The sequence below is a fragment of the Mycobacterium sp. ENV421 genome (assembly GCF_002887815.1).
Taxonomy (GTDB): Bacteria; Actinomycetota; Actinomycetes; order Mycobacteriales; family Mycobacteriaceae; genus Mycobacterium.
The window spans coordinates 65,137-91,862 of sequence record NZ_PDHO01000001.1; the positions used below are offsets into that span (position 1 = coordinate 65,137).

Here is a 26,726-nt window from a genome sequence, read left to right on the forward strand (position 1 = left end):
GCAAACCTAAGGAGGCGGGGGCGGGTTCGACCGTCACCCCGAGACGATGCGCATGAACAACGGTGTAGTGACGCAGGCGCGTGCAGCGCGCGTGGATGCGGATGTGGTGAGCCGATTCGCCACCTGCTGCAAAGCGCTCGGCCTGCCGGTTTACGACCGGCGCCGTCCCGCCGACATGCCGGCTGCGCACCGGGCGTTCACCGAACTCACCCGGGTCGCACACGATCAGTGCGACGCATGGACGGGACTGGCGGCCGCCGGTGGGGCGGACTCGCTCGAGGTGCTGGCCGCCGTCGTCCGCACCGCCGACACCGCCGGCGTGCTGCAGCGGCGCATCGAGCTACCCGCCGGTGCGCTGGGGTTCGACTACGACACCGGGCTCTACCTCCGATTCCGCGCCACCACCACCGACGACTTCCGGCTGGCCTATGCTGCCGCGCTGGCGACCGACGGGGCGTTCCATGCCGCCGACGAGATCATCGGCGAGATCCGCTCCCGCCGCCCGCAGTGGCATGAGGCGCGCTGGGTCGACGTGGCGCTGCGGTCCCGCGCGCACCGCTGGTCGGATGTGGTGAAGCTGCTGACCCCGGTGGTCAACGACAGCGGGCTCGACCCCTACTTCGCGCACGCCGCCAAGGTGGCGCTGGGTGTTGCACTCGCCCGGCTCGGGATGTTCGCCCCGGCGTTGTCCTATCTCGAGGAACCCGACGGCCCGGTCGCCGTCGCCGCGGTGGATGGCGCCCTCGTCAAGGCACTGGCTCTGCGCGCCTACGGCGACGAGGACGCCGCGGCCGACGTCTTGCAGGACCTGTATGCCGCCAACCCGGACAACGAGCAGGTCGAGCACGCGCTGTCCGACCCGACGTTCGGCGTTGTCACCACCACCGCGGCGCGCATCGAGGCCCGCACCGATCCGTGGGACATCGAAACCGAGCCCACCGCAGACGATTTCATCGACCCGGAGGCCCGCGAGCGTAAGGCCGCACTGCTCGACGAGGCCGAACGCGAGCTCGGCGAATTCATCGGCCTCGACGAAGTGAAGAATCAGGTGGCGCGGCTGAAGAGCTCGGTGGCGATGGCGTTGCGGCGCGAGGAGCGCGGGTTGGCCGTGGCTCAACGCACCCACCACCTGGTGTTCGCCGGCCCGCCCGGTACCGGCAAGACGACCATCGCGCGCGTCGTCGCCAAGATCTACTGCGGCCTCGGACTGCTCAAGCGGGAGAATGTCCGCGAGGTGCACCGCGCGGACATGATCGGTCAGCACATCGGTGAGACCGAGGCAAAGACCAACGCCCTCATCGACAGTGCGCTGGACGGCGTGCTCTTTCTCGATGAGGCTTACGCCCTGGTTGCCACCGGCGCGAAGAACGACTTCGGGCTGGTCGCCATCGACACCCTGCTGGCCCGGATGGAGAACGACCGCGATCGCCTCGTGGTCATCATCGCGGGCTATCGCGCCGACCTCGATCGGTTCCTGGACACCAACGAAGGTCTGCGGTCCCGGTTCACCCGCAGCATCGTCTTCCCGTCCTACTCGGCAGCCGAACTCGTGGAGATCGCCGTCGCGATGGCGGCCAACCGGGACAGCGTCTTCGAACCCGCCGCCCTGCAGCATCTCGAGGAGTTGTTCGGCCGGCTGGCCGATTCGTCGACCCCCGACTCGACCGGCGTAGCGCGCCGCAGCCTCGACATCGCCGGCAACGGTCGCTTCGTCCGCAATGTGGTCGAACGGTCCGAGGAGGAACGCGAATTCAGGTTGGACCACACGGACCTGGCCGGCGCTGACTTCACCGACGAGCAGCTGATGACGATTACCGCCGCCGATGTGCGCGCATCCGTCGTGCCGCTGCTGGGTGGCCTGGGCCTGACGGTGCCCCAATGAGCGATGATCGACGGTCCTTCTCGTCGCGTACACCGGCCAACGACAACGGCGAGAAAGTCACGTACCGGCGCGGCTTCATCACCCGCCACCAGGTGACGGGCTGGCGCTTCGTCATGCGCCGCATCGCATCCGGACTTGCGCTGCACGACACCCGGATGTTGGTCGACCCGTTGCGTAGCCAGTCGCGCGCGGTGCTGATGGGCGTCCTGCTGGTCGTGACCGCTGTGCTCGGCTGCTTCGTGTTCTCGGTGCTGCGCCCCGGTGGTGTGCCGGGCAGCGACCCGGTGCTGGCCGACCGCTCCACCGCCGCGCTCTACGTGCGCCTCGGTGACCGACTGCATCCGGTCCTCAACCTGACGTCCGCGCGGCTCGCTGTGGGACGTGCGGTGGATCCCACCACGGTCAGCGGTGAGCAGCTGGACACGTTCGCCCGAGGCAGCCTGATCGGTATCCCCGGGGCTCCGGAACGCATGGTGCAGAACACCTCTCGCGACGCGCACTGGGCGGTGTGTGACGGCACCGCCGGATCGGACCAGGCCGGCGTGACCGTGATCGCCGGACAGCTGGAACGCGGCGGTGCCCGCGCGGACCAACTGGGCGACGGTCGTGGCGTATTGGTCGGCGGCATCGACGGGACCTGGCTGCTCTGGGACGGCCGGCGCAGCGCGATCGACCTCGCCGACCGCGCCGTCACCGACGCGCTCGGACTGCCCGCCACAACCCCCACCCCCCGGTCCATTGCGGCAGGTCTGTTCAACGCGATCCCGGAGGCCCCGGCACTACGGATCCCGCAGATCCCCGAGGCAGGTTCGCCCGCCGGCTATCCGCTTCCCGTGACGGCCCCGATCGGCGCGGTGGTGATCGCTTACCGCAACGACGGCACTCCGGTGAACTACGCGGTGCTGCCAGACGGGCTTCAGCCGATCAGCCCGGTCTTGGCGGCGGCGTTGCGCAACGCCAACTCCTACGGGCTGGCTCAGCCGCCGCAACTCGGAGCCGACGACATCGCCCGCCTGCCGGTCTCGTCGATGCTCGATGTGTCGGCATTCCCGTCCGTGCCGATCAAGCTGGTCGACGCGGCGACCGCGCCGGTGACCTGCGCGCAGTGGAGCAAGATCGACGGTGCCGCAACGAGCGCGCTGACGTTGTTGTCCGGCTCGGTACTGCCGGTCGCCGGCGGGACGCAATCGGTCGACCTCGTCGGCGGCACCAATCCCGGCACCGCGACCCGAGTCGCACTGCCGCCCGGGCGCGGCTACTTCGTCCACACCGTCGGACAACAGCCGGCGTCGCCCCCGGCGGGATCACTGTTCTGGGTGTCCGACACCGGCGTCCGGTACGGAATCGGCGGCGACCCCAAGACAGGTGAAAAGACCATCGCTGCATTGGGTTTGTCCGAACCGCCGCTGCCGATCCCGTGGTCGGTGCTGACACTGTTCGCCCCCGGCCCGGCCTTGTCCCAAGCCGACGCCCTCGTCGCGTACGACGCCGTCCGGCCCGTAGTCCAGCAGGAGAACCGATGAGCCGCCTGATCTTCGAGGCCGGCCGGCGGTTGCCGGCTCCCCCCACCAACAAGGGGGCGATCGTCATCGAGCCGCCCCCCGAGCTGCCGCGGGTGGTGCCCGCGTCGCTGCTGCGCCGTGCGCTGCCGTTCCTGATCGTGATCCTGATCGTCGGCATGATCGTCGCGATGGTGGCCACCGGTATGAAACTCATCTCGCCGCAGACGCTGTTCTTCCCGTTCGTCTTGCTGCTGGCCGCCACCGCGCTGTACCGCGGAAGCGACAACAAGATGCGTACCGAGGAGGTCGACGCCGAACGCGCCGACTACCTGCGCTACCTGTCGGTCACCCGGGACAACGTGCGCGCCGAGGCCGCCGCGCAGCGCGATGCGCTGCTGTGGTCGCACCCCGACCCCTCGGCGCTGACCGTCATCCCCGGCTCGCGCCGGCAGTGGGAGCGTGACCCGCACGACTCCGACTTTCTGGTGCTGCGTGTCGGGCTGCACGACGTGCCGCTGGCCACCACGCTGCGGGTCAAGGACACCGCCGACGAGGTCGACCTGGAGCCGGTGTCACACAGCGCGTTACGCGCCCTGCTCGACACGCAGCGCACCGTCCGCGACGCCCCCCGGGGAATCGACGTGACGGCGGTGTCTCGGATCACCGTCCACGGTGACACCGACGAGGTCAGGGCCGTGCTACGCGCCTGGCTGGCTCAGGCCGTCACCTGGCATGACGCGGCGACCCTGGGCGTCGCGCTGGCCAGCCCCGACCTGGAATCACCCGACTGGAACTGGCTGAAATGGCTGCCGCACAGCGATATTCCCGGTCAGCTCGACGGCTGCGGTCCGGCTCGATACCTGGCGGCCAACACCGACGACCTGATCGCGGCGATCGGGCCCGCACTTGCCGACCGCCCGCTGTTCGGTGTCGACGCCGACGATCCGCTGCGTCATCTGCTGGTGGTCGTCGACGATCCGGGCCACGCGCCGGAGGACTCGGTGCTCGCCACCGGCTTGACCGGAGTCACGGTGATCTACACCGCCGCAGCCCAATCCGGACCACGACCCGGCCAGTACGCCGATCCGGAACGGCCGATACTGCGGGTTGCCGGAGGCACGATCGAGCGTTGGGAGAGCGACGGCTGGCAGACCTACGTCGCCCACGCCGACCGGCTGGCACACGCCGACGCTGTGCATCTGGCACGCGGCCTGGCGCGATGGGACTCCAACCCCACCCACGCCGGACTTCGCTCACCGGCCACCAGGGGCGCGAGCTTCACCACCTTGATGGGCATCCCGGACGCATCCGCACTCGACATCGCGGACGTGTGGGCACCACGGCTTCGCGATGAGGAGCTACGGGTACCGATCGGCGTCACCGCGACCGGCGTGCCGCTGTACTTCGATCTCAAAGACGAGGCCGAAGGCGGGATGGGCCCCCACGGTCTGATGATCGGCATGACGGGCTCCGGCAAGTCACAGATGCTGATGTCGATCCTGTTGTCGTTGTTGACAACTCACTCAGCCGACCGGCTGATTGTGATCTACGTGGACTTCAAGGGTGAGGCCGGCGCCGACATCTTCCGCAACTTTCCGCAGGTGGTTGCCGTCATCTCCAATATGGCGGAGAAGAAGTCCCTGGCCGACCGGTTCGCCGACACGCTGCGCGGTGAGGTCGCCCGTCGGGAGGCTCTGCTGCGGGACGCCGGGCGTCGCGTGCAGGGCAGCGCATTCGGCTCGGTCGCCGAGTACGAGGCCGCACGGCCTGCCGCCGAGGCAGCGGGCATCGAACTACCCTCACTGCCTACGTTGTTCGTCGTCGCTGACGAGTTCACGCTGATGCTGGCCGAACACCCCGAATACGCCGAGCTGTTCGACTACGTCGCCCGCAAGGGGCGCTCGTTCCGGATCCATATCCTGTTCGCTTCGCAGACCCTCGACATCGGACGCATCCGCGACATCGACAAGAACACCTCATACCGGATCGGTCTCAAAGTGGCCAGCCCCGCCGTCTCGCGGCAGGTCATCGGTGTCGAGGACGCTTATCACATCGAATCCGGCAGGGAACACAAGGGAGTCGGCTTCCTGGTGCCCTCGCCAGGAGCCGCACCGATCAAGTTCCGCAGCACCTATGTCGACGGCATCTACGACCCGCCGCGCCCGGTGACGTCGTACGCGGTGCCGTCCGCGCCTGATCCGGTGCCGTTCACCGCCGGGCCGGCCGCGCTGGACGAGGACATCGTGGTGCTGTCCGACCGCGAGATCGAACCGGCCGCCGTGCCCCGCAAGCTGATCACCACCATCGGTGAGCAACTGGCGCTGTACGGTCCGAAAGCACCGGCACTGTGGCTGCCCCCGCTGGACGAGAACATCGCGCTCGACGAGGTACTCGCGGGTGCTGCTGTGCCGGAGCGGCAGTGGCGCTGGCCGCTGGGAGAAATCGACCTGCCGTTCGAAATGCGGCGCGAGCCGCTGGTTTTCGATGCGACCTCGTCGGCGGGCAATGTGGTGATCCACGGTGGCGCCAAGTCCGGGAAGTCGACGGCGTTGCAGACCTTTGTGTTGTCGGCGGCGCAGCTGCACTCGCCGCGCGACGTCACGTTCTACGTCCTGGACTACGGCGGCGGACGATTGCGCGGCCTGGAAGATCTGGCCCACGTGGGCAGCGTGGCCTCACCGCTGGAACCGGAGCGGATCCGGCGCACGTTCGGCGAGCTGGAGCAGCTGCTGCGGTCGCGGCAACGGACTGCCGGACACCAGGGCGGCTACTCCGACTCTTACGGTGAAGTGTTCCTGCTGATCGACAACCTGTACGCCTTCGGCCGCGACAACACCGACCAGTTCAACACCCGCAATCCGCTGCTGGCTGACGTCACCGAACTGGCGAATACCGGTTTGGCGCACGGTATTCACGTCGTCATCACCACGCCGAACTGGCTCGAGGTGCCGCTGGCGATGCGCGACGGGCTCGGGTTGCGTCTGGAACTGCGCCTGCCGGACCCACGAGACAGCAACGTCCGGGTCACCGACAGCCTGCGCAGGCCTGCCGAATCGGTGCCGCACGACCAGCCCGGCCGTGGACTGACGATGGCGGGGGAGCACTTCTTGTTCGCTGAACCGGATCTGACCCGGATAGCGGCGATCAACGCCGCGTACCCGGGACTGCACGCTCCGTTGGTGCGGCTGCTGCCCGCCGACCTGGAGCCCCGGGTGGTGGCCCCCCTGCATCGCGGCGGTGAGCGAGTGGTGCTGGGACAGCGTGAGTTCGACCTCGACGCGGTGGTCCACGATTTCGCCGAGCATCCGCTGCTGATGGTGCTCGGCGACAGCAAGTCGGGTAAGACCACTCTGCTGCGGCACCTCATCCGCACCATCCGCGACAATTCCCGCGCCGAGGACGTCGCGTTCACCGTGTTCGACCGGCGCCTGCACCTCGTCGATGAACCGCTGTTCGCCGACAACGAGTACAGCGCGAACATCGACCGGGTGACTCCGGCCGTGATGGGTCTGTCGGCATTGATCGAACAGCGCCGGCCGCCGGCGGGCCTGACCGCCGGCGAACTCTCGGCCTGGAACTACCGGACCCGCACGGCCTCGGCGCACACCCACTTCCTGATCATCGACGACGTCGACCAGATCCCGGACGGCCCGGCGATGAGCGGGCCCTACGCCGGGCACCGGCCATGGACACCACTGATCGGACTGCTCTCCGCCGCAAGTGATCTCGGTCTGCGGGTGATCGTCACCGGCCGGGCAAGCGGTTCGGCGCACGCACTGATGACCAACCCGCTGCTGCGCCGCATGAGCGATCTGCAGGCAGTCGTGCTGATGTTGTCGGGCAATCCCGCCGACGGCGCGAAGATCCGCGGACATCGGTTCACCAGGCTCCCCGCTGGACGGGCGATGCTGCTCGGTGACAGCGATGGTGTCGAGCATGTCCAACTGGTCAACCCGTTTGCCCTCGCGCACAGCGCATCTCATGCGCGCTACCCAGAGGAGAACCCGTCATGACCCTGCGCGTTGTCCCAGAGGGGCTGGCCGCGGCCAGTGCCCAGGTAACGGCTCTCACAGCACGATTGGCGGCGGCGAACGCCGCTGCCGCACCGTTGATCACGGCGGTGCTGCCGCCCGGCTCCGATCCCGTCTCGCTGCAGACGGCCGCAGGCTTCAGCGCCCAGGGACTCGAGCACACCGCGACGGCCACCCAGGGTGCGACCGAACTCGGCCGATCGGGCGCCGCGGTGGGGGAGTCCGGTGCCGGTTACGCAGCCACCGATGCCGCCGCGGCAGGGACCTACGTGATCGCACGGGGAGGCTGATGACCGCGCCAATCTGGTTCGCGTCGCCGCCGGAGGTGCATTCGGCGCTGTTGAGTGCCGGCCCCGGTGCCGGTCAGATGCTCGCCGCAGCCGCCGCGTGGGCGGCGCTGAGCGTCGAATACGCCGACGCCGCAGCTGAACTCACCCAAATCCTCGCGGCCGTTCAGGCCGGCTCATGGCAGGGGCCGAGCGCAGAACAGTACGTCGCGAGCCACGCGCCCTATCTGGCCTGGCTCGAGCAGGCCAGCGCGCACAGCGCCGGGGCAGCCGCCCAGCAGCAGACGGCCGCCGCCGCCTACACCGCGGCGCTGGCCGCCATGCCGACGCTGCCTGAACTGGCCGCCAACCACACCGTCCACGGGGTGTTGATGGCCACGAACTTCTTCGGCATCAACACCATCCCCATCGCTCTGAACGAGGCCGACTACGTCAGGATGTGGATCCAGGCGGCCACGACGATGAGTGTCTACCAAACCGTCGCCGGCACCGCGCTGGCCGCGGCGCCGCGCAGCGTGCCCGCTCCGACGATTGTGCTGCCCGGCGGAGAAGCCGCATCGTCGACGATGGCGCTCGCGACCGCAGCGCAGCCGCAGGCCGGTGAATCCGGTTCCGCGCTGACCAATTCCAACAGCATCCTGGATCTGCTGGAGGCCTACATCAAGTCACTCCCGGACGGCGATCTGATCTGGGATTTTCTCACCCATCCGGTCCAGAGCCTTCAGCAGATCATCGTCGACTTCCTGACCAACCCGGTCCAGGCCTGGCAGACCTGGGGGCCGCTGCTGTCCGCACTGCTCTACCAGGCGATCTTCCAGCCGGTCGGATGGACCACGTGGGGGCTGGTGTTGAGCTCACCGCTGTGGGCCCCGATGCTCCTCGTCGCCGGCCTGCCCCTGCTGGGGTTGTTGACGCTGGTGCCGAATCCGGCCGCCCCTGACGTCGCACCCGAGCCGGCCCCGGCGCCGATCCAAGCGCGGCAACCCAACGTGTGGCCGGTGTCGTCGGCGGCGCCGACCGTGCCCGCCACCGCGCCCGCGGCACCGACCGCCGCCGGTGCGCCGGCGCCCGCCCCGGCACCGGCGACACCCGCCCCGGCAGCGCAGGCGATGTTCTATGCGGTCGGCGGGGCGGACCCCGACGACGGCCCGGGCCCGTCATTGACCGAAGGCAGCGGCGCCAAGGCCCCGGTGTCCGAGGCGGCACCCGCCGCGGCAGCGCTGTCCTCGGTGCAAGCCAAGGAACGCGCGCAGCGGCGACGTGCCCAGCGACTCAAGGACCGCGGGCACCGGGACGAGTACATGGACCTCAACAGTGACATCGGCCTACCCACCGAACCGGCTGCACCGCCCAGCACGTCGTCCTCCGACCGGGGTGCGGGAACGCTCGGATTCACCGGCACCGCGACCAAAGCTCGCGATGTCACCGCCGCTGGTCTGACCGAGTTCGCCGGCGACACAACCGAACGCCCCATCACGCCGATGCTTCCGGCCACCTGGGACAGCGATCCGTCCGACAGAGATCACCACCGAGAATGATGGGAGAAATACCGTGAGCATGCTGGATGCGCACATACCGCAACTCGTGGCCGCCGAGGCTGCCTTCGGTGCCAAGACGGCGCTGATGCGCAGCACCATCGCACAGGCCGAACAAGCCGCGATGTCGTCGCAGGCATTCCATATGGGCGAGTCCTCGGCCGCCTTCCAAGCCGCGCATGCGCGGTTCGTCGAGGTCGCCGCGAAGGTCAACTCGCTGCTCGACATCGCGCAGGTGAACCTCGGCGAGGCCGGCGCGACCTATGTGGCTCAGGATGCCGCAGCGGCAACGACTTACGGAGGCTTCTGATGTCCCAGATCATGTACAACTACCCGGCCATGCTCGGGCATGCCGGTGACATGGCCGGCTATGCGGGCACGCTGCAGGCCGTCGGCGCCGATATCGCCACTGAACAGTCCGCCCTGCAAGGGGCCTGGCAAGGCGAGAGCGGGATGACCTACCAGGCATGGCAGGCACAGTGGAACCTCGCCATGGAGGAACTGGTGCGCGCGTACCGGGCGATGGCGGGCACCCACGAGACCAACACTCTGTCGATGCATGCGCGCGATCAAGCCGAAGGCGCCAAGTGGGGCTGAGACGTGGCCGCACCTAACGCGGTCGAGCTGACCGCTGACGCCGCGTGGTGTGTCGCCGAAAGTATTGGTGCCGGCTCATTTCCGTGGGTGCTGGCGATCACGCCTGCGGTGACCGACCAGCGGGATGCCCCGGCGATCCTGGCCCGGTTGCGAGCCGAGCTGACTCGCGCACGCGTGATGTCCGAGGACGGGACGGTGGCACCTGCGGTAGCCCGCTGGACACGCGCGGTCTGCGCGCCGGACCGGTGGCTCGAGCTTCGCTACGTTCGGGGTACCGGCGCGGAGATGTTGCGCGGCCTGGTGGCCCGTCGCGGAGACCACACGGTGGTGGCGCTGCGCAGTGGTGAGCTCGTCACTCTCACCGAGCTCGACATCAGTGATCCGTTTGCGCTTGCCCTGGCCGTTGCTGCCGGGCTGGCCGGTCGCACACCGGCGCGATTCGCGGAGTTCACCCTGCCGACCAGGGCCGGGCTTCGGGCCGACGAAAAGCTTCGTGCCGGAGCCGATCTCGACCGGGTCCTCGAACACCTGGGCATTCCCGGCTCGGCGGTCCCGGTGGTGCGATCGGTGTTCACCGGACCGCGCAGTTACGTCGAGATCCGCGCCGGCTCCGCCCACGACGGTGTGCACTGTCTCAGCGAGGTCGGCGTGGGCATCGTCGACAGCGACGCCGGCCGCGTGCTGGTGAACCCGGAACGCGCAGCCGACGGGGAATGGCTGTCGACCTTCTCGCCGGGCACCCCGTTCGCGATCGCGCTGGCGCTCGACCGGCTCACCGACACGCTGGCGGATGGCCGCTGGTTCCCGTCCGCCACGCTGGCCCGCGACTTCACGAAGAATTGACAAGAGAGAGAACAACAATGACCGAAACCCCGGTGCTGCCGATCGTGCGGGTCGCCGTTTTGGCGTATGGCCGGATCAACGACGTGGCGCTGCCCGCGGAGTTGCCGCTGCGCGAGATCCTGCCCGCCGTGAAGCGGTTGGTGCCACCGGACTCCGACGACGAGACCGCGAGCCCCACCCCGATGACCCTCGCCCCGATCGGCGGTCCGCCATTCAGCGTCGACGCGAGCCTGGACACCGTCGGTGTGGTCGACGGTGATCTGCTTGCACTGCAACCAGTTCCGGCCGGACCGCCCGCGACCGGCGTGGTGGAGGACGTCGCCGATGCCGCCGTCATCTTCTCGGCCGCCCGCACCAGTCCGTGGGGACCGCACCGTCTGCAGGTGGGTGCGCGACTGGCCGCCGCGGTGTTCGTGGTGGCGCTGTGCGCGGTCGTGATCACCCACCGCGCCGCGACCGCCTCGGTGATCGGTCTGTACGCGGTCGCCGCGCTGGCGGTGCTCACCGCGGTCACCGGACTGGTGTTGCGGGCCCGGTCCGCTCGGCTCGCCACCCAGGTGTCGGCGGCGGCTTTGCTGCCCATCGCGTCGGCCTTCTGGCTGGCCGTACCGGGACTGTGGGGATCCCCGCACGTGATGCTGGCCGCGGCCGGCGTGGCCGCATGGTCGTTGATCGTGTTGACCCAGACCGGGGACGGCGTCGGGTTGTTCACCGCCACAGCGATTGTCGGCGTCGGAGCATTGCTGGTCGCCGGCGCGGCGGCGCTGTGGCAACTACCCGCCCGGACCGTCGGCTGTGCTCTGATCCTGGTAGCCCTGCTGCTCACCGTGTCGGCCCCCGCGCTGGCGGCGATGTGGGCCCGGTTCCCGCTGCCGGTGATCCCGGCCCCCGGTGATCCGACGCCGTCGAGTCCGGCGACCCGGTTGCTGGCCGATCTGCCGCGCCGGGTCCGGGTCGCCGAAGCACACCAGACCGGTGTGATCGCGGGCAGCGTGTTGCTGTCGAGCGCCGGATCGCTGATCGTGGCCGGCCGCACCGACGGTCCCGGCGTCTGGGGCTGGTATCTGGTTGCGGCCGCCGCGGCCGCGGCTGTGCTGCGCGCCCGGGTGTGGGACACCACGGCATGTAAGGGCTGGCTGCTCGCTCAACCATTCCTGGTGACCGCAGGGCTGCTGGTCGCCTTCTCCGCGCAGCACCGCTTCATCGCCGCGCTGTGGGCACTCGTGGTGCTCGGAGCGCTCACCGCGGTGTGGGTGATCGTGGCCGTCAATCCGGATACAGCCTCCGCGGAACGCTATTCACTACCGGTGCGCCGCCTGGTGGGTTTCCTTGCCGCCGGCGTCGACGCATCTCTGATCCCGGTGATGGCCTATCTCGTGGGCGTCTTCACATGGGTCCTCGATCGATGATGCGGGCCGCCGCGGTTGCCGCGGTGGTACTGCTGGTCGCAGCACCGGCGGCCGGCGCCGTGAACCCGCCGGTCGCCGACCCCGCGGCGCAACCGCCGGCTGGGACTGCCGGGCCAACCGCCGGGATGTCCCAGCGGTCCGAATGCGTGACCACCGGGGTGCGTCCCGGCAGCGACCCAGCTGCCGTGAGCCCCAATCAGGCAATGCTCGATCTCAGAGGAGCACACCAGTTTTCGCGGGGTGAAGGCCAGACCGTCGCTGTCATCGACACCGGTGTCCGGCCGGGACCCCGGCTACCGAATGTGGTCGGCGGTGGCGATTACCTCGCCTCGGGCGACGGGCTGACGGATTGCGACGGCCACGGCACGCTGGTGGCCGGGATCATCGGCGGACAGCCCGGACCTGACGGATTCAGCGGAGTCGCACCGGGCGCGCGGCTGCTGTCGATCCGGCAGGCCTCGCCGCGGTTCTCGCCCAACGCCGGGGGGAAGGACCCGGCGTCGGTCCAGGCGAACGTGGAGATCGAAACACTGGCCCGCGCGGTCGTTCATGCCGCCGACCTCGGCGCCACCGTCATCAACATTTCCACCACCACCTGCCTGACACCCGACAAGCTCGGCGATCAACAGACTTTGGGCGCTGCGCTGCGCTATGCCGCGATCGACAAAGACGTCGTCATCGTCGCTTCCGCGGGCAATGCCGGCGCCTCCATGGATGGCACGCCGGGTACTCAGTGCGCGTCGAATCCGCCGGGCGACGCGACCAGCGCCGGGGACCCGCGGAACTGGGCGGGCGTCAGTTCGGTATCGGTCCCGTCGTGGTGGCAGCCCTACGTCCTGTCGGTTGCGGCGTTGACCGCTGACGGACAACCGACCGACTTCACGATGGCGGGCCCGTGGGTGGGTATCGCCGCGCCCGGCGAGAACGTCGTATCGCTGAGCAACGATGCTGCGGGCGGGCTGGCCAACGGCATACCCGATGGGCGCGGCGGGATGTCGCCGCTGAGCGGAACAAGTTTCGCCGCCGCCTACGTCGCCGGAGCCGCCGCCCTGGTCCGTAGCCGCAACCCGGGCATGCGCTCCGACGAGGTGGTCCGGCGGTTGACGGCCACCGCGCACAACGCGGCGCAGGCACCCTCCAACCTGGTCGGTGCCGGAGCGCTGGATCCGGTCGGTGCCCTCACCTGGGCCGTCAGCCAGGCCGATGACAGGGCGCCGGCCACCAAACGCGTTGCGGCGCCCACACCGCCAACGCCGGTCGATCACACCCCGCGCACGGTGTCGTTCATCGGAACGGCGGTGCTCGCGGCTGCGGTCATCGTGGTCGCGGTCGTCACCCGCAGACGCAAGGAAGAACGCGAATGACTGAAATCAACGGACCGGGTGCCGGTCGGCTCACGGTTGTCGGCATGGCGATCGCCACCGCGGTGCTGGCGTACCCCTGGCGGTCGACCGCAGATCGGTGGGCGTTGGGTATCGCGGTCGCCGTGGTGCTGGTGTCGATGATGTGGTGGCGCGGTCAATTTCTGACCACCATCCTGTGGCGTCGCCTGCGAGTTCTGCTGAACCGCAGACCGATTGAGGGCGCATCGGCCGACATCCAGGGGCGGCGCACCGATGCGGTCACGACGGCTCTGCTCCGGGTGGACAGCCGACATGGCGAGCTACCCGTCGGCGTGCTGACCGGCTACCTCGACCGGTACGGACTGGTGTGCGACGCCGTTCGCGTCACCACCCGCACGGGTCCGGATTCGACGACGACGTGGATCGGTCTGACATTCAGCGGTGCACGGAATCTGGCTGCGCTGCAAGGCCGATCGGCGCGGATACCGTTGCGCCAGACCGCGGAGAACGCGGCTCGTCGCCTGGCCGGTCATCTGCATGAAACCGGCTGGACCGCAACGCTCGTCGACGCCGCTGAGATACCCGCCCTCGCCGCGGGGGATGCCCGCGAACGGTGGCGGTCGGTTACCGACGCGCGCGGCCACCTGACCACCTACGCGGTCGCAGATCCGCAGACGGTGCTGCGCGGGGTGAGTGCTGCCGGGGCGCAGGAGGTTTGGACGGTGGTGGAGATCGCGGGCCCCTCGCCGCTCACCGATCTCAGGGCCGGTGTGGCGATTCGCACCGAGGAGGCGCCGAAAACACCGGCCCCCGTGCCGGGGCTGGCGGCTATCCACGGGCGCCAGGCCCGAGCTCTTGCCGCGCTGCACCCGCTGTCCGGTATGCGACTCGTCTGAGGATAGGAGCGGCGATGGCGAACGAGGTGGCCTCACGCGGCTGGCAGGGAACGATTCTGAAATTGTTCGGCGCCGCCGATTACGAACTGACGGTGACAGGCCGGGAACAGCTCAGCGAGCACTACCTACGACTGAACTTCGATGCGGGCGGACTGCTGACCGAACGGGACGTGCATCCGACGATGTGGATCCGGATGTGGTTCCCGGACGGCGCGAAACTGCACCAGCGGGGATACACCCTGGCCAACCCCGACATGGCCGCCGACCGCTTCGACATCGAGTTCGCGTTGCACGACGGCATCGCCTCGCGGTGGGCGTGTGCGGCTCAACCCGGCGACACCATCGGCGCCACCGTGCTCGGCAGCAGCTTCACGTTGCCCGAGCCGGCCCCGGCCGGCTACGTGATCGTCGGTGACACAGCGTCATTGCCCGCGATCAACTCGCTGCTGGAATCCATCGGCGATGCTCCGGCGCGGGTGTTCCTCGCAGCCGCCCACGACGACGACAAAGACTTGCCGGTGGCTCGCGACGCGGGGGTCGACTGGGTCGACCGCACCGAATCCGGCGCGGGGCTCGTCGACGCCGTGAGCGAGGCCGCCTACGATGCGGAGGATCACTTCGGCTGGGTCGCGTGCGACAACCGGACAACCCGGGCCGTCGCCAAGGTCCTCCGCGAGCAATACCGCATCCCGCGCACCTCGATCAAGGCACAGGCGTACTGGGCGCAAGGGGCGTGACCGAGCGGCGGCTGCCCGCCCACATGGCGGCCGCGACCGCCGCGATCAGCACAACCCCGACGCCGAAGGTGCCCAGGTCGAACGACACCGCCGCAGGGCTACCCGCTTGGGCCCGCGCGGAGCCGCGCAGGAACGGAACCACGGTCAGAACACAGATCGCCAGCAGGGCTTCGGCGAGGACCACTGCGGGGAAGTGTTGGGCGGCAAGGTGAAACAGACCGCGAGTGTCGCCGGCGGACTGCAGGGCACGGATGCGCGGCAACAGCACTCGTACGTTGTAGGCACCGGCGCACAGCAGCACCACCACCAGGACGAGCTTGACCGCGAGCGCGCGGCCGTAGGCGGTGGTGAGCAATTGGTCCAGTGTTCCGACGTGACTCCACGCCAGCCAGGAGCCACTGACCACCAGCGCCCCGACGGCCATCATTGCGACGAGACTGAACCGTTCCCAGATCTGCACCCAGTCCGCCGCCACGCCGCCGCCGGTCACGTTGCGGCGTCCCGCGATTCCTGTCGCGGCCAGGACCACCAGTCCACCCACCCAGGTGATCGCACCGAGAACGTGCACCGCCGTCAATACGTTTGACACCAAGCGAGTCAGATTGACGAATTTGACCGGGATTTCGGGGATCACCGCCGCGACCGCCGCGACCGCGGCGATACCGAGCGGCAGCGTCCGCGACCGACTCCAGCGCAGCGCCACCAACCCGCATCCGGCCAGCACCATCGCGACCAGCTGGGTGAGCGTCATCACGCTGAGGGTCGCGGCGGCACGGAATTGCAACACCACACCGACCAGCACGACAATCGCGGCCGGAACGGCCAGGCCGCGCACCTGACGCGCGACGAGACCACCCTGCGACTCGGGTATGGCCAAAGCGCCTATGGTCAGCCCGATTCCGAGCGGAATCGACAAGCTCAGGTAGTAGACCACCTGGGTGACAACGTCGACGGCGGCCGGAGGCGGTGGGGTGGGGCCAGGCACGTGAGACGTCCTATCTTCAGAGCTGCTACCGACATAGACGATAGAGTTCGCGGCTTTGTTCATCCTGTGCGCGTACTGTGTGTCACATCTGGCGCTCAGGGCCGGCCTTGGCGTCCCGAATATCCTTCCCAGGGACTGTAATCCGCGACCAGCTCCTCCTGCGCCGGCCGCTGAGCCTCGGGAACATGTTCGAGGTTGATCCGGATGCGGTACCAGATGGAGCTCGGCCCCCGCATTCCGTCCACCAGGATGTCGGTGGGCTGCAGCACCGTGGCGGCCTCCGGGTGGCGGGCCCGCCAGACATCCAACGCCGCCATCGCCTCGTCGCGGGTTTTGGTGCGAGCCACCTCGATCAGCGGCTTGCTGCCTTTCGGCGGTTTCTCGGCGGGGCCGAGTTCCTCGGCCAGCGCCAGCAGCGGGTCCAGCGAGCCGACGGCGTCGTCCATCGACTCCCAGGGATCCCCGCGTTCGGCGAAGCGGGCGGGGACGGTCAGGATCGTGAAGTCCTCGGCGCGGCAACCGGGAACCTCGTCCCACGTCAACGGCGTCGACACCCGCGCGTCCGGGGTGGCCCGCACCGAGTAGGCCGAGGCGACGGTGCGGTCCTTGGCGTTCTGATTGAAATCGACGAAAACGCGTTGTCCGCGTTCTTCCTTCCACCACAGGCTGCTGGCCAGGTCCGGCGCGCGGCGCTGCACCTCCCGGGCGACGCTCTCCGCGGCCAGCCGCACCTGCTTGAACGGCCAGTGCGGTGCGATTCGGGTGTAGATGTGGAATCCGCGCGAGCCCGACGTCTTGGGCCAGGCCGTCAGCCCGTGGTCCTCGAGCACCTCGCGCGCCACCTGGGCCACATCCAGGATCTGTGACCAGTCGACCCCCGGCATCGGATCGAGGTCGATACGCAGCTCGTCGGGATGATCGAGGTCGCCCGAGCGGACCGGGTGCGGATTGAGATCGACGCAGCCGAGGTTGATCGCCCACGCCAGTCCCGCGGGTTCGTGGAGCACCGCCTCCTTCGCCGATGTGCCCCGGGCGTAGCGCAGCTCGGCCACCTCGATCCAGTCCGGGCGCTTCTCCGGGGCACGCTTCTGGAAGATCGCTTCCTCGGTGATGCCCTTGACGAATCGCTTGAGGATCATCGGCCGGTCGGCGACACCGCGCAGTGCCCCGTCGGCCACGGCGAGGTAGTAGCTGACGAGGTCGGCCTTGGTGACCGCGGCCCGTTCACCGACCGCGGGGAAGACCACTTTGTCGGGATGACTGATGGTCACCTGGCGACCGTCGATCTCCATGGAGTCGGCCATGACGCCATGGTAATTAGGCCGCTCGTTCGGTCTTGGCTGCGACGTGCGTCACCTAGGGTTGCAGACATGCCCAGTCTTTTCGATCTCCCCGCGCAGGCACTGGCCAAGGCTCAGCGATTGGCCGACCGCGGCTCGGCTGAGCTGCACTACCTTGCCAAGATGATCGAGTCGGGCGCGTTCCGCCTCGAGCCGCCCCAGAATCTCATCGGCATGGCGGCCGACATCCGCCGTTGGGGTGAGATCGGGATGGTTCCGGCGCTCAACGCCCGCCGCACACCCAACAAGGCGGCGATCGTCGACGACGAAGGTTCGATGACCTTCAAAGAACTCGACGACGCCGTCAATGCTGTCGCCAACGCGTTGCTGGCCAAGGGGGTCAGAGGTGGCGACGGGGTGGGCATCCTGGCCAGGAACCACCGCTGGTTCGTGATCGCGAACTACGGCGCCGCGCGGGTCGGCGCCAGGACGATCATGCTCAACACCGAGTTCTCCGGGCCGCAGATCAGGGACGTGTCCGAGCGTGAGGGCGCCAAGCTGATCATCTACGACGATGAGTACTCCGAGGCCGTCAAGCTCGCCGAGCCGTCGCTGGGCAAGCTGCGGGCGCTGGGGACCAACCCTGATGCCGACGGCCCGTCGGGCAGCACCGACGAAACCCTGGCCGAGGTCATCAAGCGCAGCAGCACCGCACCCGCGCCGAAGGTAACCAAGCGGTCATCGATCGTCATCCTCACCAGCGGAACCACCGGAACGCCCAAGGGTGCGACGCGCAATACGCCGCCGACCCTGGCGCCGATCGGTGGTGTGCTGTCGTCTGTACCGTTCCGCGCCGGCGAGGTCACCTCGCTGCCGTCGCCGATGTTTCATGCGCTGGGCTATCTGCACGCCACCATCGCGCTGACGCTTGGCTCGACGCTGGTGCTGCATCGAAAGTTCAAGCCCGCCACCGTACTGGAGGACATCCCTGCCCAGAAGGTCACCGCGATGGTCGTCGTGCCCGTCATGCTGTCGCGCATGCTCGACGCGCTTGAAGCCATGGACACCAAGCCGGATCTCTCGTCGCTGCGGATCGTGTTCGTCTCGGGCTCCCAACTTGGTGCTGAGCTGGCGACGCGGGCGTTGAAGGATCTCGGCCCGGTGATCTACAACCTTTACGGCTCAACGGAAGTCGCGCTGGCCACCATCGCCGGTCCGAAGGACCTGCAGATGAATCCGTCCACCGTCGGCCCGGTCGTCCGGGGCGTGACGATCAAGATCCTCGACGACAACGGCAACGAGCTACCGCAGGGCGAGGTCGGGCGGATCTTCGTCGGCAACAGCTTCCCGTTCGAGGGCTACACCGGTGGCGGTCACAAGCAGATCATCGACGGGTTGATGTCGTCCGGTGACGTCGGCTATTTCGACCACAACGGCCTGCTATTCGTCAGCGGCCGCGACGACGAGATGATCGTCTCCGGCGGCGAGAACGTCTTCCCGGCCGAGGTCGAAGACCTCATCAGTGGTCACCCCGACATCGTCGAGGCGACTGCGCTCGGCGTCGACGATCCCGACTGGGGAGCCCGGCTTCGCGCATTCGTCGTGCTGCGCGAAGAAGCCGAACTCACCGAGGACGCGATCAAGAACTACGTGCGCGAACACCTTGCGCGCTACAAGGTTCCGCGCGAGGTGGTGTTCCTCTCCGAGCTGCCGCGCAACCCCACCGGCAAGATCCTCAAGCGGGAATTGCGCGACATCGAGGTGAAGTAGCGGCTCCGCCGAGACAAAATCCGATTGGTGTTTCATCTGTAAGACAGAGTCACCATGCTGTTGCAGCATTGCTGTGATCTGTGCTACACCAGAGATTCTGAGTGACACACCACACAGCGGAGGCATGATGCACCACGCGGCCCGGCCCGTCCGAGGTGTCGACGGCGGCTCGCCGCTGCGAACGAGTCATGCCAAGTACGTCGGCCGGGTAGGTGCACTGGCCCTATTCCTCGGTGTCGGCGCGGCCATCGCCATGCCGACCGCGGAGGCCGACACGGGCGGTTCGGCGCACTCGTCGGGCGCGGGCTCGTCGTCGCACGCTGCGAGTGCGAAGAAATCCGGCGGCGCTGCCGCGAGTCAGCGTGCCCGGGCGGGGTCGGCGCGTGTCGCGAGCACATCTGCCCCGGCCACGGTGACCGGCCTGCCCCGTGCAGTCGCCTCGTCACATCGCGTCCGGGCCACTGATCCGGCCGCTCCGGCCGCATCGCCCACCGATCTTGCCGCGGTGGCCTACACCCGTCGCCGCTCCGCGTCACTGCAGCAGGGCGCCGCGGGAACAAGCACGGTCGAGTTGACCAACCAGGTCAGTCCGCTGGGCACCCAGCAGCAGGTCTCCCGCGAGCAGCTCGCCATGCAGGCGGTCCGCACATTGCCGGTGGCGCTGATGAAATTCGTTCTGCGCCAGGGTTTCCTCGCCGCAGCCAACAAGCAGTTCGCTCTGGTCGGCGGGCCCGACGCAGCGAATCTGGACGCGCTGAACAATGCGGTCGACGAGTACGCCCTGGCCTCGGCATTCTCCGAACAGATTCTCAACCCGATGAACCCTGCGGTGGTCACCCAGGTGGCGCCTCCGCACAGCTGGTACGGGGTGAATGTCGGTGGATCGCGGTTGCTCTATGACAACCCCGACACGATCTACCGGTTCATCCCGGTCAACAAGACATCGGAGTACGTGATCACCGGGCGCTTCTACGACGCGATTCCCGCCGACACCACATTCAGTGTGTTGGAAGGCAGCTCGGGCAAGACCTCGACGATCCTGAGCCTCAAAGACATCAATGTCAGCGATGACGGTTCGTTCGTGATCACGGTCAGCGGTGAGCCGGCGGCACCGGGGGAGAAGAATCATCTCCAACTGACGTCAAGCTCCACACTGGTCGCGGTGCGAAACACGCTGGGCGACTGGAACACCGAGGAGCCGATGGATCTGGCGGTGCACAAGGTCAGTGGGCCGCCGAACAGCCTGTTCGCTCAGCTCGGAGGATTCCTGTTCTTCGGGTCGGTGGTCAACAACAATCCGACGTTGGCGAAGTTGGTTTCCTTGGTGCCGCCGTTGCCGATCGCTGACACACCCATCGTGCACGGAACTCTGACCGCGTTACTGATGGTCATTCGCGGCGCGAACCAGGAAGCCAAGTACATGGCGCTGGCCACCACCGATCCCGCGACCGGGATGCCACGCCAGCCCAACACCATGACAGAGCCGGCAAGTAACGCCGAGTTCCTGGCCAATCAGTTGCAGAGCAACGGCTACTTCCAGCTTGCCGACGACGAGGCGCTGGTCCTGACGATCGATCCCGGCAACGCCAAGTTCGTCAGCATTCCGGTCTACAACGACTGGACGATCACCGACGACTACTGGAACGAGCCGACAAGCCTCAACTCCGACCAGGCGGTGAAAAACGACGACGGAACCTACACGGTGGTGATCTCTCCCACCGATCCGCTTGTGGCCAACTGGATCTCGACCGGCGGCCTGAATCAGGGCATCATTTCGATGCGATTCCAGAATCTGGACACCGAGGATCCGGCCCAGCCCAGCGTCCAGTCGCAGGTGGTCAAGCTCGACGAGCTCACCCACAACACCAACGGCACCGCCGTGATCACGCAGGCCGAGCGTGATGAACAGCTTGTTTTGCGCAAGGCCGGTTACGACAAGCGTTGGGCGCCCTACCCGCAGGCCTGACCGCCGAGCTCTACGGGTCGCGGGGCAGCCCCAGCAGGCGCTCGGCGATGATGTTGAGCTGCACCTCAGAGGTGCCACCGTAGATGGTCGTCGACCGGCTGCCCAGCAGGTACTCCGCCCACTTACCTTGCACCTCCGCAGAATCGCCGATGGCGCCGTCGACGCCGAACGAGGACACCGCGAACTCGGCGTACCCCTGCCCGGTGCGCATCGACAGCAGCTTCGAGATGGCGGCCGACGGCATCGCATCGCCGCCGGCCAAGGTCAGCAGCGTCGAGCGCAGGTTCAGCAGCTTGGCCGCGTGCCCCTCGGCGATCAGTTCGCCGGCCCGGTGATGGCCGATCTGGTCGAAGTGTCCGTCGCGGACAAACTGCACGAATCCGTCGAGGTTGGCCAGAAATCCCGGCTCACTGCTCCCGATCGAAACCCGTTCAGCGGTCAGGGTATTGCGGCTGACCTCCCACCCGCGGTCCACCTCGCCCAGCACCAGCTCGTCGGGGACGAACACATCGTCGATGAACACCGTGTTGAACATGGCGTGACCGGTGAGCTCACGCAGCGGCTTGACCTCGACACCCTCGGCCTTCATGTCCAGCAGGAAGTAGGTGATGCCGGCATGTTTCGGCGCGCTCGGGTTGGTCCGCGCCAACAATGCACCCCACTGGGCGTACTGGGCGCCGGTGGTCCAGATCTTCTGTCCGGTGATCCGCCAGCCGCCGTCGACCTTGGTGGCCTTGGTGGTCAGGCCGGCCAGATCGGAGCCGGCGCCGGGCTCGGAAAACAGCTGGCACCAGATCATCTCGCCGCGGAACGTCGGCGGCAGGAAGCGCTGCTTCTGCTCCTCGTTACCGAACGCCACGATGGACGGGATCAGCCAGGCCGCGATCCCCATCTGCGGTCGCTTGACCTGTCCGGCGGTGAATTCCTGCGCGATGATGATCTGCTCGATCGGCTTGGCGGCCCGGCCCCACGGCTTCGGTAGGTGCGGCTGCACCCAACCGGCCTCGGCGATCGCGGTCTTGCGTTCCTCCCGCGGAATCGCTTTCAGGGCAGCCACTTCCGCACGGATCTCGTCGCGCAGCTTCTCGGTCTCGGGGTCGAGGTCGATGTTGATGGCCCGCATGCCGGTGCTGGTCGCGGTGTCGAAGACCTTCTGCTGATATTCACTCGCGCGGCCGAACGCGGCGACCAAGCCCAGAGTGCGACGGTAGTAGACGTTGGTGTCGTGCTCCCAGGTGAAGCCGATGCCTCCGTGCACCTGGATGCAGTCCTGGGTGCAGTGCTGAGCGGCGGCAGGCGCCAGACTGGCTGCCACCGCGGTGGCGAACTCGTACGCCGTTTGCTCGTTGTCCCAGTCCTTTTCGGCAGCCTCGTCCAGTGCACGCGCGGCATCCCACACCGCCGCGGTAGCGCGCTCGGTGGTGGCGATCATCTCGGCGCACTTGTGCTTGATGGCCTGGAACTGGCCGATCGGGCGGCCGAACTGCTCGCGGATCTTCGCGTACGCCGCTGCCGTGTCGGTGGCCCAGCGGGCGATGCCGACCGCCTCGGCCGACAACAGTGTGGTGAGGATCGCGCGGCCGGCCGCCTGCGACAGAGTGGACAGCACCCGGTCGGCACTGACTTCGGCGGCATTGGCCCGCACGTGCGCCACCGGACGCAACAAGTCCACCGAGTTGACCGGCTCGATCTCGAGTTGGTCGGCGTCGAGGATCACCCATTCCACGCCGCTTTCGATGGCGACCGGCAGCACCAGAACGGCGGCTTGCGCGGCGGCGGGCACCGAGCGGGCCTCGCCGCGGATCACCAGCGAGCCGTCCTGGCGGGTCGCGGTCAGACCCGACTCCAGCGCGCAGGTGGCGATCAGCTCGCCGGACGCCAGCTTGCTCAGCAGCTCGGTCTCGGGATCATGGGCAGAGATGAGCGCACTGGCTATCGCAGAGGTGACGAACGGCCCGGGTACGGCGCCGTAACCGAACTCGGCGATCACGATCGCGAGCTCCAACAGGCCGAAACCCTGGCCGTCGACCGACTCCGCCAGGTGCAGGCCGTGCAAGCCCTGCTCTGCCGCGGCTTTCCAGTACGGCGGCGGGTTGGGGATCGGCGTCTCCAGGGCCTCGTGGAGGACTTCGGACGGCGCGACGCGTGCGACAAGGGACTTCACCGAATCGGCGAGGTCGTTGTGCTCCTGGGTGATGGCGATGGGCATGTCGGGTGCCTTCCCTATTAACCGGTGGGTTGGGAGCCAGGGTACCTGCCGCTCCAGGCCGCCTCAGTGACGGCGGGTATCCCGGTCCGGGGTCGCGCGCAGCACCACCACCACTACCGCGGAGATCAGCATGAAGATGCCCACCGCCCACATGCCGGCCTTGTCGTTGCCGGTGAACTGGTTCAGCGCACCGGTGGCGTACGGCGCCGCGAATCCGCCGAGGTTGCCGATCGAGTTGATCAGGCCGATCCCGCCCGCTGCGGCGGCACCGGTGAGGAACTGCGCCGGAAGCGCCCAAAAGCTGGGGATCGCGCTGAACACTCCCATCGCGGCGATGCACACCGGGATCATCACCAGCAGCGGGGAGTGCAGATACAGCGCGACCGGAATGGCCAAGCCGCCCAGCCCCATTGGGATCGCGACGTGCCAGACGTGCTCATTCTGGCGGTCGGCGTGGCGCGACCACAGGTACATCGCGATCGCGGCCAGGGTGTAGGGCACCGCGGTGATCAAGCCGACCTGCACGATCGACAGGTGCACATCGAACATCTTCTTGAAGTCGGAGATGATCGACGGCAGGAAGAACGCCAGCGCGTACAGCCCATAGGCGACGCCGAAGTACACCACGGCCAGCAACCAGATCCGAGGGCTGGTCAGCGCCCGGCGCAACGGGAAGTCGAAGCTGCCTGCGACATCGCGTTCCTCGTCGGCCAGCACGTCGATCAGCCATTGTCGTTCGTCGGGCTGCAACCAGTGCGCCTCGGCCGGCCGGTCGGTCAGATAGAACCAGCAGATCACGCCGAGGATGATCGCCGGCAGTCCGACGCCGATCATCATGAATTGCCAGCCGGCCAGGCCGAACGTGCCTTCACCGGCCTGGATCATCCACGCCGCCAACGGAGTTCCGACGGCTGCGGCGACCGGGCTGGCCATCATGAACATCGCCACGATCCGCGCCCGGTAGGCGGCCGGGAACCAACGGGTCAGATAGAAGATGACCCCGGGGAACAGCCCGGCCTCGGCGACGCCGAGCAGGAATCGCAGCGCCAGCAGGGTGGGCGCGTTGGGCGCGAATCCGATTGCGACGGCGACGATTCCCCATGACACCGCGATGCGAGCCAGCCAACGGCGGGCGCCGAAGCGTTCGAGCGCCAAATTCGATGGCACCTCGACCAGGACGTATCCGATGAAGAAGATGCCCGACGCCAGGCCGAACATGCTCGCCGTGAGCTGCAGGTGCTCGCTGATGTCGGCCTTCGCGATGCCGAGGTTGGTGCGGTCGAGGTAGTTGACGAAGTACAGCGCCATCAGGAAGGGCAGGGCGCGCATGGCCACCTTGCGCACGGTGCGGGATTCCAGTGACCGATCACTGGTGTATGCGACGGACATCCGGCCTTCCGTTGACGACGTTGACCAGGTCGCGGCCGTCGTACAGACGGCGGCAATTGTCGACGGCGTGGATCAGGTAGCGCCGCATGGTGTCGACGGTGCACCAGGTGACGTGGGGTGTCACGACGACGTTGTCGAGTCGGAGTAGCAGGCTGCCCGGGTCGACGGGTTCGTCGGTGAACACATCGAGTCCGGCGGCGGCCAGCCGGCCATCGCCTAGGGCATCGATCAGCGCGGGTTCGTCGACGATGCCGCCGCGAGATGTGTTGACCAGTACCGCATGTGGTTTCATCGCATCCAGCGCGGCCCGGTTGATCAGCTTGTCGGTCGCGGCGGTCAGCGGCAGGTGCAAACTGACCACGTCGCTGGCGGCGAGCAGATCGGGCAGCGGACGCCAGGTGGTGGCGCCGTCGTCGGCGGTGCTGGTGTGCAACACGGTGCCGCCCATCGCGAGCACGATCCGCTCGACGCGTTTGGCGATATTGCCGTAGCCGACCAGGCCGACGGTGCAACTGCCGATGTCGCGCACCGTCTCGACCAGGCTGGGATCCGTGGGCCAGCCCAGGCCTTGCCGGGTGAGGCGGTCCAGCGCGGGAAGTCGGCGCAGCGCGGCCAGCATGAGCAGCACCGCACCCTCGGCGACCGAGGGCGCGTTGGCGCCGGGCATGTTCGCCACTGCGATTCCCAGCTCGTCGGCTGTCTCGACGTCGATGGTGTTCACCCCCGCGCCGAGCTTGTGCACCAGTCGCAGCAGCGGTGCGCGGCGCAGATCCTCGCCCGACAGCGGACGCAGCACGTGCCAGATCACCTCGGCGTCGGGCAGCTCGCGGTGCAGCGCTTCGTCGTCGTCTTCGTGGCACCAGTGAATATCAAGCCAATCCGCCTCTGGCGCAACAATATCCAGCACCTTCTCGCCGGGGAGAAAGTGCGCCAGAACTCTCAGCGCCACCGCTTGGCGATCCACTTCGCGATCGTGTCCGCTTGCTCGCCGCGTGCGCCCGGCGTGGTGAAGTAGTGGTCGGTGTCGATGGCGCACAGAGTCTTGTCGGTACTGGCCAGCGCGTCGAAGATGCGCTGAGCGTCCGATGGGAACACCCCGGTGTCCTGCTCGGCGTTGATCACCAATGCCGGGACGGTGACCCGGCCCAGATGTGGCTCGGCGCGGGTCTGAGCGGTCTTGAGGCTCCACATGCCCAGCCAGCTGCGTAGCGTGCAGGCTGCCGCTATGCCGTGTGCGGAGCGGTTGGCCTTCACCGGAATACCGGCGTAGCAGAGGTTGGGCTGCCGTTTGGTGGGTTCGATGGCCGGGTCCACCATGCGCGGATCGGCCCAGGTGCGCATCACGGTGAACGGCCGATCGGAGAACCCGGCAGCCTGCACGCGTTTGAGTTCGGTCTCCGCCCAGTCGGTGATGGCGTGGTTACGGGCTATCTGAGCCGCCCGGTAGCGAGCCAGGAAATCGTCGGAGTACGGTGGCCCGTTGCCCTCGTCGAACAGGTCAAGGGCGGGATCGGTTGCCACCGCATCGTTTTCGTCGGTGACCGCGCCGTCCATCCAGGCGGTTAGGACATCGGGACGCCCGGGATGGGCGGCGCTGGCGATGTAACCGTCGGCAGCAGGTAGTTCGGTCAGCCCCGCGGCAGGGCGCATGCCCTCCACTGGGGTGACGTTGGGATCGACGGCCTGGGACTGATAGGCCGCCATCAACGAGCCGCCGCCCGAATTACCTAGGAGTACTACCGTTTCCACCCCCTGGATATCACGCAGCCAGCGCACCCCGACGCCGATGTCGACCAGCGCGTGGTCGAGCATGAAGCTGCTCTCGAATCCGCGGAAGCGGGTGTTCCAGCCAAGGAAGCCCACGCCACGGGTGGCCAGATAATCGGCGAGGTAGTGCTCGGAGAAGTCGATCTGGTAGTGGCTGGCGATGACCGCGACCTTCGGCTTGCGGCCCACTCCCCGGTGGTAAAGCCCCTGGCAAGGGTGGCCGCCCGCGCCGGCTCGGCGCGCGGTCGGCGAGGACATCCCGATGAATTCGCGCACGACTCCGGGGGTGGGCATGTCG

At 68.0% G+C, this 26,726-nt stretch carries 20 protein-coding genes; 14 read left to right on the plus strand and 6 right to left on the minus strand.

Annotated elements, in window-relative coordinates:
* Positions 1 to 52: 52 nt before the first annotated feature.
* From eccA to CRM90_RS00305, 12 genes are read left to right on the plus strand one after another with little or no spacing between them, the layout of a single operon-like run.
* Complete coding sequence (gene eccA, locus CRM90_RS00250; RefSeq protein WP_286145605.1) at positions 53 to 1,882, plus strand: type VII secretion AAA-ATPase EccA; 1,830 nt, start codon at positions 53 to 55, stop codon at positions 1,880 to 1,882.
* Entirely contained in the window at positions 1,879 to 3,405 is a 1,527-nt protein-coding gene (gene eccB / locus CRM90_RS00255) for a type VII secretion protein EccB (protein WP_102805031.1), read from the plus strand. The genes eccA and eccB overlap by 4 nt, the downstream gene beginning before the upstream one ends.
* A complete protein-coding gene (gene eccCa / locus CRM90_RS00260; RefSeq protein WP_102805032.1) occupies positions 3,402 to 7,397 on the plus strand; it encodes a type VII secretion protein EccCa in 3,996 nt (1,331 codons plus the stop codon). The genes eccB and eccCa overlap by 4 nt, the downstream gene beginning before the upstream one ends.
* The gene (locus CRM90_RS00265) at positions 7,394 to 7,705 is read left to right on the plus strand and encodes a PE family protein (RefSeq protein WP_102805033.1); all 312 of its coding nucleotides are present in this window, start codon (positions 7,394 to 7,396) and stop codon (positions 7,703 to 7,705) included. The genes eccCa and CRM90_RS00265 overlap by 4 nt, the downstream gene beginning before the upstream one ends.
* Positions 7,705 to 9,240, plus strand: a complete 1,536-nt coding sequence (locus CRM90_RS00270) for a PPE family protein (protein WP_102805034.1) — start codon at positions 7,705 to 7,707, stop codon at positions 9,238 to 9,240. Before CRM90_RS00265 ends, CRM90_RS00270 begins: the two co-directional genes overlap by 1 nt.
* 13 nt (positions 9,241 to 9,253) lie before the next feature.
* A complete protein-coding gene (locus CRM90_RS00275) occupies positions 9,254 to 9,547 on the plus strand; it encodes a type VII secretion protein EsxS (protein ID WP_102805035.1) in 294 nt (97 codons plus the stop codon).
* Positions 9,547 to 9,834 carry a WXG100 family type VII secretion target gene (locus tag CRM90_RS00280; RefSeq protein ID WP_036342845.1) on the plus strand — a complete coding sequence of 96 codons (288 nt, stop codon included), beginning with the start codon at positions 9,547 to 9,549 and terminating at the stop codon, positions 9,832 to 9,834. The genes CRM90_RS00275 and CRM90_RS00280 overlap by 1 nt, the downstream gene beginning before the upstream one ends.
* Before the next feature lie 3 nt (positions 9,835 to 9,837).
* Positions 9,838 to 10,677 (plus strand): ESX secretion-associated protein EspG, encoded by an 840-nt coding sequence (locus CRM90_RS00285; RefSeq protein WP_102805036.1) that lies wholly within the window; start codon positions 9,838 to 9,840, stop codon positions 10,675 to 10,677.
* A gap of 17 nt (positions 10,678 to 10,694) precedes the next feature.
* Positions 10,695 to 12,086 carry a type VII secretion integral membrane protein EccD gene (gene eccD / locus CRM90_RS00290; RefSeq protein WP_102805037.1) on the plus strand — a complete coding sequence of 464 codons (1,392 nt, stop codon included), beginning with the start codon at positions 10,695 to 10,697 and terminating at the stop codon, positions 12,084 to 12,086.
* The gene (gene mycP, locus CRM90_RS00295; RefSeq protein WP_102805038.1) at positions 12,083 to 13,450 is read left to right on the plus strand and encodes a type VII secretion-associated serine protease mycosin; all 1,368 of its coding nucleotides are present in this window, start codon (positions 12,083 to 12,085) and stop codon (positions 13,448 to 13,450) included. The genes eccD and mycP overlap by 4 nt, the downstream gene beginning before the upstream one ends.
* Positions 13,447 to 14,325: a type VII secretion protein EccE gene (gene eccE, locus CRM90_RS00300; RefSeq protein ID WP_102805039.1), complete on the plus strand. Its 879-nt coding sequence runs from the start codon at positions 13,447 to 13,449 to the stop codon at positions 14,323 to 14,325. Before mycP ends, eccE begins: the two co-directional genes overlap by 4 nt.
* Positions 14,326 to 14,339: 14 nt before the next feature.
* Positions 14,340 to 15,062 carry a siderophore-interacting protein gene (locus CRM90_RS00305; RefSeq protein WP_102805040.1) on the plus strand — a complete coding sequence of 241 codons (723 nt, stop codon included), beginning with the start codon at positions 14,340 to 14,342 and terminating at the stop codon, positions 15,060 to 15,062.
* Here the strand turns inward: CRM90_RS00305 and CRM90_RS00310 are convergent.
* Positions 15,028 to 16,047 (minus strand): CopD family protein, encoded by a 1,020-nt coding sequence (locus CRM90_RS00310; RefSeq protein ID WP_158248966.1) that lies wholly within the window; start codon positions 16,045 to 16,047, stop codon positions 15,028 to 15,030. The genes CRM90_RS00305 and CRM90_RS00310 overlap by 35 nt on opposite strands.
* A 95-nt stretch (positions 16,048 to 16,142) precedes the next feature.
* Positions 16,143 to 17,351: a DNA polymerase domain-containing protein gene (locus tag CRM90_RS00315; RefSeq protein WP_102805042.1), complete on the minus strand. Its 1,209-nt coding sequence runs from the start codon at positions 17,349 to 17,351 to the stop codon at positions 16,143 to 16,145.
* A gap of 66 nt (positions 17,352 to 17,417) precedes the next feature.
* Here CRM90_RS00315 and fadD2 point away from each other — a divergent pair, with 66 nt between their 5' ends.
* Together fadD2 and CRM90_RS00325 are read left to right on the plus strand one after the other, a co-directional pair.
* Positions 17,418 to 19,097 carry a long-chain-fatty-acid--CoA ligase FadD2 gene (fadD2, locus tag CRM90_RS00320; RefSeq protein WP_102805043.1) on the plus strand — a complete coding sequence of 560 codons (1,680 nt, stop codon included), beginning with the start codon at positions 17,418 to 17,420 and terminating at the stop codon, positions 19,095 to 19,097.
* Positions 19,098 to 19,221: 124 nt separating this feature from the next.
* Positions 19,222 to 21,063 carry a DUF1214 domain-containing protein gene (locus tag CRM90_RS00325; RefSeq protein WP_353616964.1) on the plus strand — a complete coding sequence of 614 codons (1,842 nt, stop codon included), beginning with the start codon at positions 19,222 to 19,224 and terminating at the stop codon, positions 21,061 to 21,063.
* Between the two features lie 10 nt (positions 21,064 to 21,073).
* Here CRM90_RS00325 and CRM90_RS00330 read toward each other — a convergent pair whose 3' ends face one another.
* The 4 genes from CRM90_RS00330 to CRM90_RS00345 form a co-directional block, all read right to left on the minus strand.
* Positions 21,074 to 23,272: an acyl-CoA dehydrogenase family protein gene (locus tag CRM90_RS00330; protein WP_102805044.1), complete on the minus strand. Its 2,199-nt coding sequence runs from the start codon at positions 23,270 to 23,272 to the stop codon at positions 21,074 to 21,076.
* 63 nt (positions 23,273 to 23,335) lie between these two features.
* Positions 23,336 to 24,661: an MFS transporter gene (locus CRM90_RS00335; RefSeq protein WP_102805045.1), complete on the minus strand. Its 1,326-nt coding sequence runs from the start codon at positions 24,659 to 24,661 to the stop codon at positions 23,336 to 23,338.
* Positions 24,639 to 25,625 (minus strand): 2-hydroxyacid dehydrogenase, encoded by a 987-nt coding sequence (locus CRM90_RS00340; RefSeq protein ID WP_233209094.1) that lies wholly within the window; start codon positions 25,623 to 25,625, stop codon positions 24,639 to 24,641. The genes CRM90_RS00335 and CRM90_RS00340 overlap by 23 nt, the downstream gene beginning before the upstream one ends.
* Positions 25,601 to 26,722 (minus strand): alpha/beta hydrolase, encoded by a 1,122-nt coding sequence (locus CRM90_RS00345; RefSeq protein WP_102805356.1) that lies wholly within the window; start codon positions 26,720 to 26,722, stop codon positions 25,601 to 25,603. Before CRM90_RS00345 ends, CRM90_RS00340 begins: the two co-directional genes overlap by 25 nt.
* Positions 26,723 to 26,726: the final 4 nt, after the last annotated feature.

Bases quoted from the DNA above. Each gene is read 5' to 3' on its own strand.
- eccA (WP_286145605.1), top strand. From the start codon at position 53: ATGAACAACGGTGTAGTGACGCAGGCGCGTGCAGCGCGCGTGGATGCG.
- eccB (WP_102805031.1), top strand. From the start codon at position 1,879: ATGAGCGATGATCGACGGTCCTTCTCGTCGCGTACACCGGCCAACGAC.
- eccCa (WP_102805032.1), top strand. From the start codon at position 3,402: ATGAGCCGCCTGATCTTCGAGGCCGGCCGGCGGTTGCCGGCTCCCCCC.
- CRM90_RS00265 (WP_102805033.1), top strand. From the start codon at position 7,394: ATGACCCTGCGCGTTGTCCCAGAGGGGCTGGCCGCGGCCAGTGCCCAG.
- CRM90_RS00270 (WP_102805034.1), top strand. From the start codon at position 7,705: ATGACCGCGCCAATCTGGTTCGCGTCGCCGCCGGAGGTGCATTCGGCG.
- CRM90_RS00280 (WP_036342845.1), top strand. From the start codon at position 9,547: ATGTCCCAGATCATGTACAACTACCCGGCCATGCTCGGGCATGCCGGT.
- eccD (WP_102805037.1), top strand. From the start codon at position 10,695: ATGACCGAAACCCCGGTGCTGCCGATCGTGCGGGTCGCCGTTTTGGCG.
- mycP (WP_102805038.1), top strand. From the start codon at position 12,083: ATGATGCGGGCCGCCGCGGTTGCCGCGGTGGTACTGCTGGTCGCAGCA.
- eccE (WP_102805039.1), top strand. From the start codon at position 13,447: ATGACTGAAATCAACGGACCGGGTGCCGGTCGGCTCACGGTTGTCGGC.
- CRM90_RS00305 (WP_102805040.1), top strand. From the start codon at position 14,340: ATGGCGAACGAGGTGGCCTCACGCGGCTGGCAGGGAACGATTCTGAAA.
- CRM90_RS00315 (WP_102805042.1), bottom strand. From the start codon at position 17,351: ATGGCCGACTCCATGGAGATCGACGGTCGCCAGGTGACCATCAGTCAT.
- fadD2 (WP_102805043.1), top strand. From the start codon at position 17,418: ATGCCCAGTCTTTTCGATCTCCCCGCGCAGGCACTGGCCAAGGCTCAG.
- CRM90_RS00325 (WP_353616964.1), top strand. From the start codon at position 19,222: ATGATGCACCACGCGGCCCGGCCCGTCCGAGGTGTCGACGGCGGCTCG.
- CRM90_RS00330 (WP_102805044.1), bottom strand. From the start codon at position 23,272: ATGCCCATCGCCATCACCCAGGAGCACAACGACCTCGCCGATTCGGTG.
- CRM90_RS00335 (WP_102805045.1), bottom strand. From the start codon at position 24,661: ATGTCCGTCGCATACACCAGTGATCGGTCACTGGAATCCCGCACCGTG.
- CRM90_RS00345 (WP_102805356.1), bottom strand. From the start codon at position 26,722: ATGCCCACCCCCGGAGTCGTGCGCGAATTCATCGGGATGTCCTCGCCG.